Genomic DNA, 8,032 nt, shown 5'->3' on the forward strand with positions numbered 1-8,032 from the left:
ACACGCGGTTTTGTCCAGTCCAAAGCAGCCATCACAGGTCGGTCAGCCGGTCGCGCCGGGCCAGCATGATGAAGAACGGGCCGCCGATCAGGGCCACCATCAGGCCGGCCCCGAGGTCGGCTGGCGGCGCCAACACGCGACCCGCGACGTCGGCCAACAGCAGGGTGAACATCGCCAGCAGCATCGACCAGCGCAACAACAAGCCGTGGTTGGGCCCGACCAGCGCACGTGCCAGATGCGGCGCGATCAGGCCAAGAAAGGCAATCGGCCCCACCGCTGCCGTGGCCGCGCCGGCCAGCAACACGATGGCCAGCAGCGACAGGCCCAGGATGCGGTGGCGGTGCACACCCAGCGCCCTGCCCAGATCTTGTCCCAGGCCGAGTGCGTCCAAGTGCCTGGCCACATACAGAGCCAGCGCCAGCCCGACCAGCACGAAGGGCAGGCTGGTCTGCAGCACCCCGAGGTCACGCCCCTCCAGCGCACCCACCACCCAGTTGCGGTAGTGATCAAAGACCTGGTCGAGGCTGTTGAGCATGACCAACTGCGAGAACGACAGGCAGACCGCTGACACCGCCACACCCGCCAGCACGATGCGCGTCGGGCTGGTGCGCACCGTGCCCGCACCGGCCAGACCCAGCACCACCAGGCCGGCCAGAAAAGCACCCAACATGGCAAAAACGATCTGCAACCCCATGGCCAATTGACCGAACAGCGCCAGCGACGCCACCATGGCAAGACTGGCGCCCGCGTTGACACCGAGCAGGCCGGGATCGGCCAGCGGATTGCGTGTGACGGCCTGAATCAGCAGCCCCGCCGCACCCAGCGCAGCGCCCACCAGCAGGCCCATGAGCAGGCGCGGCAGGCGCAGGTGCACCACCAGCAGGTGGTCGGGCTTGTCCGGGTCAAACGAGTGCAGGGCCTCCACCACCGTGGCCCAGGGCACGGGCTTGGAGCCCAGCGCCAGCCCGGCCAGCGACAGCAGCAGCAGACTCAGCAACAACAAGCTGGCGATCAGGCGGCGCTGGCGCAGCGCCAGCCCTGCAGGGGCAACAGCGGGACGGGTCATTGGGGCGAAGTGGTCTTGGCAAAACGGCGGCGGATCGCATCCACGATCTCGTTGGCGCTGTAGTAGTCGATGCGAAAGGAGTTCTTGCCCAGGCCATAAACCTGCCGGGTTCGCACGGCCGGCATCCGCGCCAACACACGGTCGCGCAACAAGGCATCCACATCGTTCTCATCCTGACGCAGCAGGAACACGGTGCGGGCCTTGAGTGTGCTCAAGTGTTCGTACTGCGCTTTGACGAAATCGTCGGCGCTGTCCAGTCCGCTGTGCCAGTGCGGGTCGGGCGACTCCATGCGAAAGCCCAGGGCCGACAGCAGTAAACCGTGTGAGCCTTTGGGCATGGCCACCGGGTTGATCATGCCAGGCCCGTTGTAGCTGATGATGGCCGTGAGGCCGTCGGGCACACGAATGGCTTGGGCGACGCTGCGCGTTTTCTCGGCAAACTCGGCCACGCGCTGTTCTGCCCGCTCCGACAGGCCAGTGGCGCGACCGAGCTGGCGGGTGGTCTCCTGCCAGTTGTGGGTTGCGTAATCGACCACAATCGTCGGCGCAATCTGCGAGAGCTCACGCACCGACTCAAGCGCCGAGTCTGCCCCGCTGGCCGACACCACGATCAGGTCCGGCTTGGCCAGGTACACCGCCTCCAGGTCCACCGCGTTGAGTGCCCACAGGCGCCGCACCTTGCGCGATTCGGCCACCTGCGCCCATTGGTCGAAAAAACGCCGGTTGCCATTGAGGGACGAGGCGACCACCGGTGCGTCGATGGCCAGCAGCGAACCGGTGAGCGTGACCGAAGCGGACAAGATGCGCTTGGGCGGCGCGGGGATGGACACCTGTGATCCGTCCGGGTTGCGATGCACCACGGGCCAGCTGGCCGCAGCCACCGGCAAGACAGCCAGGCACAGCAGCTTGGCCAGCAGCAGTTGGGCAAGGCGCCGGTTCATGGGGCACTCCCAGCTTGGGTGAGCGCTGCGAGTTCTGTCTTGACCGCCATCGGGACTTCGGTGCCCCACTGGTAGGACAGGGTCTCGAAACGGGCGAAACGCCGTAGGTGGTCATCGATGATGAACTGCATGGCCGGGATGCCTTCGGGGGCTTCTGCCTGCATGTAGATGTTCAGGGACTGGGCGTTTGCCTGCAATAGGCACTGGCCCTGAAGGAATTGAACCTGTCCATCCTGCTCACTGAACAGCACCGACACCTTGTGCGCAAAGTGGCGGCAAAGCTTGTGAATGTATTTGGAGGCTTCGGCGGTCGGGATCTGTGTGGAGGCGTAGTTCACGGTCGGGTGATGTCTTGGTGTTGGTCTGTGTTGTGTTGGTCGCCCGGTGCTGGCCGCATGAGCCAGCGCACCGCGCGGGAGATCGCGGGGTAGAGCACCGATCCATGGTCTTCACCGGCAAAGGTTTCGGCTGTGAAGCACAGGTGTTGCGCTTGCAGCTCGGCCACCAGGCGGGCAAACCGTGCTTGCAGGTTGCGCTCTTGGTGCAAAGCTTGGCGCTGGGCATCGTCTCCAGGCATGGCCCGCTCGTCTGCACCGATGCCCAGAAAGAGTGTGCGGCCCGTGCAGCGCCCGACGGCACCGGGCAGCTGGTCCAGCAGCCAGCCATCGGCCCACCACAGCGAAGGGCTGATGCTGAAAAAGGCATCAAAGCGGCCCGGCTGGTGCAACAGTTTATGCAAAGCGAACAGGCCACCGTAGGAGTGACCGAACAGGCCGACCTCGGAGAACGCAGCGCCCTGGCGCGCCTCCAGCCAGGGCAGCAGACTGGCATCGAGGAAGTGAGCAAAAGTGTCAGCCCGCCCGCCTTGCCAGGCCGAGGTATCCAGCCCCATAGGCATTGGCGGCAGGTAGTCGCGGGTGCGTCGCGCGCGGTCATAAAACTGCACATCCGGGTAGCCGACACCCACCACCGTGCACGGTGGCGGGTTGCCAAGACCTCTTTCCATGCGCGCATGCTGCATCAGCGCGGCGGGCACTGCACTGAGATTCCCGTCAAGCAGCACCAGCAGACGAGCGGCCGCGCCTGCGGTTGATTTGGCTTCGCTGAGGAACAGCTCTCTGCGCTCGCCTGTGGCCGGGTCCAGGAACTCATGAACCTGCACAAAGGGCAGGTTCAGCCCGGCAGGGTTACCCAAACGTGACTGCACCGTCAGAACTTGTAATCGAGTTGCACACCCACCGTGCGCGGGGCCAGCACGTCCTGTGTGGTGGTTCCTTGGAAGTAGGTATTGACCACGTACTCATCAAACAGGTTGTTCACATAGGCACGCACCGAGGTTTTCTTGTTGATGGCGTAGTTCGCACTGACATCCACCAGGGTGTAGTCGCCTGCCTTGGCTTTCTGACCCGCCGTGCTGCCTGCCGCGTTGGAGATGTCCACGTAGTAGGAGGCCACGTATTTGGCATTGGCACTGAGCTGCAGATCGGGCGTCAACTGGTGGGAGATCCCCACACCATAGGTTCTGGGCGCTGCATAGGGCAGTTTGTTGCCCACATAGGCGCTGTTCGCGGAGAACTTCTCGATCTTGCTGGTTTGCAGACTGGCATTGGCGTAGGCCCGGGTTGCACGACCCAGCTCGGACGACACCGCCAGTTCAATGCCGCGGATGTTGGCCTCGTCGATGTTGGAGATCAAGGTGCCATTCCTGGCTTGGTAGTACTTGAACGCGTTGTTGAACACATTCACCGACCAGGACCCTTTGCCACCGTTGAAGGACTGCTTGAGGCTGATTTCGGTGGCCGTGACGTATTCGGTCTCGTAGCTGGAGATGGCGCCGCTGTCGGTGTCCATGCTGATGCCCGCCGGGTTGTAACCCCGCCGCACATCCAGGCCAAGCACCGTCTGGGCATCGAACTTGTAGCGTGCACCCATCTTGGGTAATGCATAGGTGTCACTTGCCTCGCGCGCCTGAGTCACCGTGCCATCGGTGATCGAACGGTTCTGGGATTCGCGCTCGACCCGCCCACCGGCAATCAGCGCCCACCGATCATTGAGCGGGTAGTCCACCTCACCAAAGATCGACACCGCATCGGTATGCGTGTCACCCGAGTAGCGGATCGCGTTGGCATAGGATTTAGCCAACACCGTCAGGTCGTCCTTGAAGTACGACATACCCACCAGCGACTTGACGGCAGAGTTCGGCGAACTCATGGCCAGCCTGGCCTCAGCCCCTACCCCGTCCTGGGTCGACCTCGCATTGAAATAGTTGCTCGTATTGATCGCACCGGCGGTCTGGTTGTGTATGAAACCCGCATCCAGCTTGGACGCAGAGAGCAGAACTTCGACTGACCGGTGTTCGTCAATCTGGTAGCTGGTGTTCGAGATGACGGTGTTCATCGTGGTGTCACCAATGCGGTGATTCAACTTGTCCATCGACGCGGTGTAGTCCCCGTTGTCGCCCACGTTGACCTGATTCAGGTACGGGCCTTTTTGCGACTGGTGCTGCAAGTCCAGTCGGCTGACCAGATCGGGGTTGTCTCTGGGAGCCCAGAGCAGCTTGGCTTTGACGTCGTTTCGCTCCACCTTGCCTGGGTCCGATGAAAAATCCATCCCGGCACGGGTGTTGTTGTCCACGTAGTTGATGAAACTGTCGCCTCGGGTGGCATCCACACTCAGGCGGTAGGCCAGGCTATCAGACAGCGGCCCCGAGAGGACCGCCGCCGCTTGGTTCAGGAGCTTGCCGTTGGCCTCTTGCATGCCGAGGCGCACCGCGCCCTCCTGTTTGAACGTCGGGTCCTTGCTTTTTAGCACGATGGCCCCGCCCACTGCTGAGCGCCCTTGCATGGTCGATTGCGGTCCCCGCAGGACCTCCATCTGTTCGATATCCCAAAGATCGGTGCTGAGCAGGTTGCCCCCTGTCCACACCTGGCTGACACCGTCGACGATGGTGGCTGTTCTGGCACGTGTGGCACCTTTCCAGGCCAGCGAGGAAAAGCCTGGGCCGGCGCCGTTGCTGCCGCGGATGTTGGCCACACCACCGAACTCGCCGATGGTCACGTTGGGCACTTCGGCCACCAGCTCAAGCACGGATTTTTTGTTCTTGGCCTCGATGTCAGCGGCTGTGAACACGGTGACGGCTGTCACCGAGTCCTGCTCTGTTCGCCCCATCTTCTCTCCCATCACCGTCACGGTGGACAGTTGCGGGGCCTCAGTCGTCTGGGCCAAGGTGAGGGTTGGCATGGCCAGTATGGCGCAGTGCACAGCCAGGGCAAGAGCGGAGGGAACAGGACGGCGCAACGTGGCAACTGCCGGACGTTTGAAGTTGATGACTGGTGACATGGACATACTCTGGGTGGGTGATGGTGAACGGCGCGGTACTGCAGCCGCTACAATTTGGATGTGTCAATAGTAATCATTCTCATTTGTTAGCACTTATGCAAAACAGTCAAGTGCTTTTGCGTGGAAGGCAAGCTGAGGTCAAGCTTGGGCCCAGCAAGGCTGGCGAGGGGATGGCGCACGCCAATGATCTGCCTGCGCCGAACACACTGATCGAGAAAGTGGATGGCCTGTGTGTGTTCGATACCCTGTCCATTCAAATGCAGATCCATGCCAACGACACACTGGAGCGCAAGTCCCTGTCGCAGCGCTTTGACATTCCCGCCCAACTGACCGTGATGCTGCTGCTTGAAGGCGACATCCAGGTTTCGATCAACCAGACCAGTTGTCGCATGTCCGCCCATGACGGTCCTACAGGTTATCTCTGGTTGATGACGAAACCCGGCGCTTTGGTGCGTCACATCAAGGCCGGTCAGCGTGTGCGCAAGGTCAATATCACCGTGCCTATGGAAGGTGTGGAGAGCATTCAGTTACCCAGTGAACTCCGGGAGCACATCGGTCTGGATACCCCGCGCCCCAGCGTGGTAAGCTGGTCGCCGTCGCCGCAGGCCCTGCGCTGCGCGCAGGACATCCTGACCCAGCGCGGTCGACCGGGCAACAGCATGCACTCCTTGCAGTCCTCTATTGCCGGTCTGTCCATGCTCCAGCAGGCCTTGCGTATCACGCATGAAGAGACCCGCCCACACCTGCCGGCTGCCACCCTTCAGGTCAATGACCGTGACATGGTCCGGGCCAGCATGATCAGAGACCGCATTCTGATGAGCGAGGCGCATCAGAATGCCACGCCGCAGCAGTTGGCCCAGGAGCTGGGTATGAGCGTGAGCACCCTGCAACGGCTGTTCAAGGCCGCCTATGGCATGTCGGTGATGGCGTTCCAGCGCACCGAACGCCTGAACGCGGCCCGCGCACTGTTGCGGGAAGGACGCTTGACCGTCGGCGAGGCAGGTTACCGTGCTGGCTACTCGACCGTATCGAACTTTTCCTCCGCCTTTCAGCGCACCTTCGGCTACCCGCCGTCGGCCTGCATGCGGCGATAAATATCTCAAAATAAGTCGTAGGTTTCAGACATTGGCGCAACCAGCCTGAAAGGCGCTGAATGTGTGTCGACTGTACTGATTGAACAGCGGCTGTTCATGGCTCAAGACGTTACGCCTGTCTGAAAGAGGAGTCTCCCAGGTAAGCAGGTATATGCGGTGTGGTCTATGGCATCAGCAAATGTCGACTAAATGGCGCCGCGTTCGAAATCAGCCCCATCCGCTTTGGGTCGGCTTGAGCAACGGGCCAGTTGCTGTCCGCCAGCCAGATTGCTCTGTCAATTTGCTGCATCAGTAATCCCTTTCAGCAGGGACCATCTGGTGTGCCAACGGAGCACTGCTGGTTTTTCGCCATTCCTGGTGCAACAAATCAAAGAGAAAACTGGTCAGTCAGATGTCTGTCTGCTCGGCGAGCTCCAGTGCATCTTCGACTTCGATTCCCAGATAACGCACAGTGCTCTCAATTTTGGTGTGGCCCAGCAGCAGTTGAACTGCCCGAAGGTTCTTGGTTCGGCGATAGATCAGGGTCGCTTTGGTTCTGCGCATGGAATGGGTTCCATATTGGGCAGGATCTAAACCGATTTCCTTGATCCAACCCTCCAAAATTCGGGCGTACTGCCGCGTGCCCAGGTGCGGTGACTCATGAACACGGCTCGGAAACAAGTAGTCATCTGGCTGCAGCGATGACTCTTTGATCCAAGCCTCAATCGCTTCACGGGTCGGCGGTGTAATTTCAAACTGTACCGGCAATGACGTTTTTTGCTGCAAGACGATGGCGCGCTTTGAAACGCGATCACCATGACAGATGTCCTTGACGCGCAATTTCACCAAATCGCAGGCCCTGAGTTTGCTATCAAGCCCCAGATCAAACAACGCAAGCTCTCGCGTTCTGTTGTTGAGCTGTAGCCGAATCCTGATGGCCCAGATGTCCTTGAGCTTGAGCGGGGACTTTTGGCCAACAATTTTGCCCTTGTTCCATGGAATCTTGGCAGGTGGGGCGATTGCTGTGTCCACAGTGTTCTCCTAAAAATTGAGGGAAGACCACTGTGGACTGGTTGCGCAAATAGTCAATTCGTTCTGACTGCGGAAATGCCGGACAGCTGACATTGGCCATCGGCGTGTCGGTGCCCGTAGGAGTCAGTGGGCAAAGTGGGGACCGGTCGTTCGCGGGTTCGGCCGGACAAGCCAAAGCAGTCATCCAAATTTCAGGATCAAATTTTTCGTTTGGCGGTCGGCAGGGCAGCGTATCCGGTCATAGAAATTTGCGATTTGTTTGCTCCAAAGCAGCCGTTGGCAAACCGGCAATGAAGGGCAGCAATGTGACGGGCACTTCGTCAAAGCAGGCACCTGCCATCGACCAGATGCTGCCATTGGGAATCAGTGCTCATAAGCGGCCATTCGCTGAGCCAATTTCTCCAAAGCAGTCATCCACCACGAAAAATCAGAAGGTCGGCACAGTCGGCTCCTGTGCGTAGAGTAGAGATGTGGCGCGGTAGATTTCATCCTGAAGCATTTGCCGTTGGCCGCCTCGTAGCTACGAGCCGGTGCCTTTTGTTGCCCAATTCTGCAATCCCCGTTTCCACATCCCCCTCATC

7 protein-coding genes are annotated in these 8,032 nt (G+C 60.6%); 1 reads left to right on the plus strand and 6 read right to left on the minus strand.

What is annotated here, in order from left to right; all coding sequences use genetic code 11:
- Nucleotides 1–31: 31 nt before the first annotated feature.
- The 5 genes from FDG13_RS07110 to FDG13_RS07130 are packed head-to-tail and all read right to left on the minus strand — an operon-like array spanning nucleotide 32 to nucleotide 5,346.
- Nucleotides 32–1,066 (minus strand): iron ABC transporter permease, encoded by a 1,035-nt coding sequence (locus FDG13_RS07110; RefSeq protein WP_180126129.1) that lies wholly within the window; start codon nucleotides 1,064–1,066, stop codon nucleotides 32–34.
- Nucleotides 1,063–2,007, minus strand: coding sequence for a Fe2+-enterobactin ABC transporter substrate-binding protein (gene fepB, locus FDG13_RS07115; protein WP_180126131.1), 945 nt, complete (start codon nucleotides 2,005–2,007; stop codon nucleotides 1,063–1,065). The genes FDG13_RS07110 and fepB overlap by 4 nt, the downstream gene beginning before the upstream one ends.
- Complete coding sequence (locus tag FDG13_RS07120) at nucleotides 2,004–2,345, minus strand: DUF2218 domain-containing protein (RefSeq protein ID WP_180126133.1); 342 nt, start codon at nucleotides 2,343–2,345, stop codon at nucleotides 2,004–2,006. Before FDG13_RS07120 ends, fepB begins: the two co-directional genes overlap by 4 nt.
- Nucleotides 2,342–3,214 (minus strand): alpha/beta hydrolase-fold protein, encoded by an 873-nt coding sequence (locus FDG13_RS07125; protein WP_180126135.1) that lies wholly within the window; start codon nucleotides 3,212–3,214, stop codon nucleotides 2,342–2,344. The genes FDG13_RS07120 and FDG13_RS07125 overlap by 4 nt, the downstream gene beginning before the upstream one ends.
- 2 nt (nucleotides 3,215–3,216) lie before the next feature.
- Nucleotides 3,217–5,346 (minus strand): TonB-dependent receptor, encoded by a 2,130-nt coding sequence (locus FDG13_RS07130; RefSeq protein WP_180126137.1) that lies wholly within the window; start codon nucleotides 5,344–5,346, stop codon nucleotides 3,217–3,219.
- A 170-nt stretch (nucleotides 5,347–5,516) separates the two neighbouring features.
- Here FDG13_RS07130 and FDG13_RS07135 point away from each other — a divergent pair, with 170 nt between their 5' ends.
- On the plus strand, nucleotides 5,517–6,440 hold the full coding sequence (locus FDG13_RS07135; RefSeq protein WP_180126139.1) for an AraC family transcriptional regulator: 924 nt from the start codon (nucleotides 5,517–5,519) through the stop codon (nucleotides 6,438–6,440).
- Nucleotides 6,441–6,827: 387 nt separating this feature from the next.
- On the opposite strand, the gene FDG13_RS07140 is transcribed toward FDG13_RS07135, so the two are convergent.
- Complete coding sequence (locus FDG13_RS07140) at nucleotides 6,828–7,451, minus strand: tyrosine-type recombinase/integrase (RefSeq protein WP_180126142.1); 624 nt, start codon at nucleotides 7,449–7,451, stop codon at nucleotides 6,828–6,830.
- Nucleotides 7,452–8,032 lie beyond the last annotated feature (581 nt).

It is taken from the genome of Rhodoferax sp. BLA1 (genome assembly GCF_013416775.1).
Taxonomy (GTDB): domain Bacteria; phylum Pseudomonadota; class Gammaproteobacteria; order Burkholderiales; family Burkholderiaceae_C; genus Rhodoferax.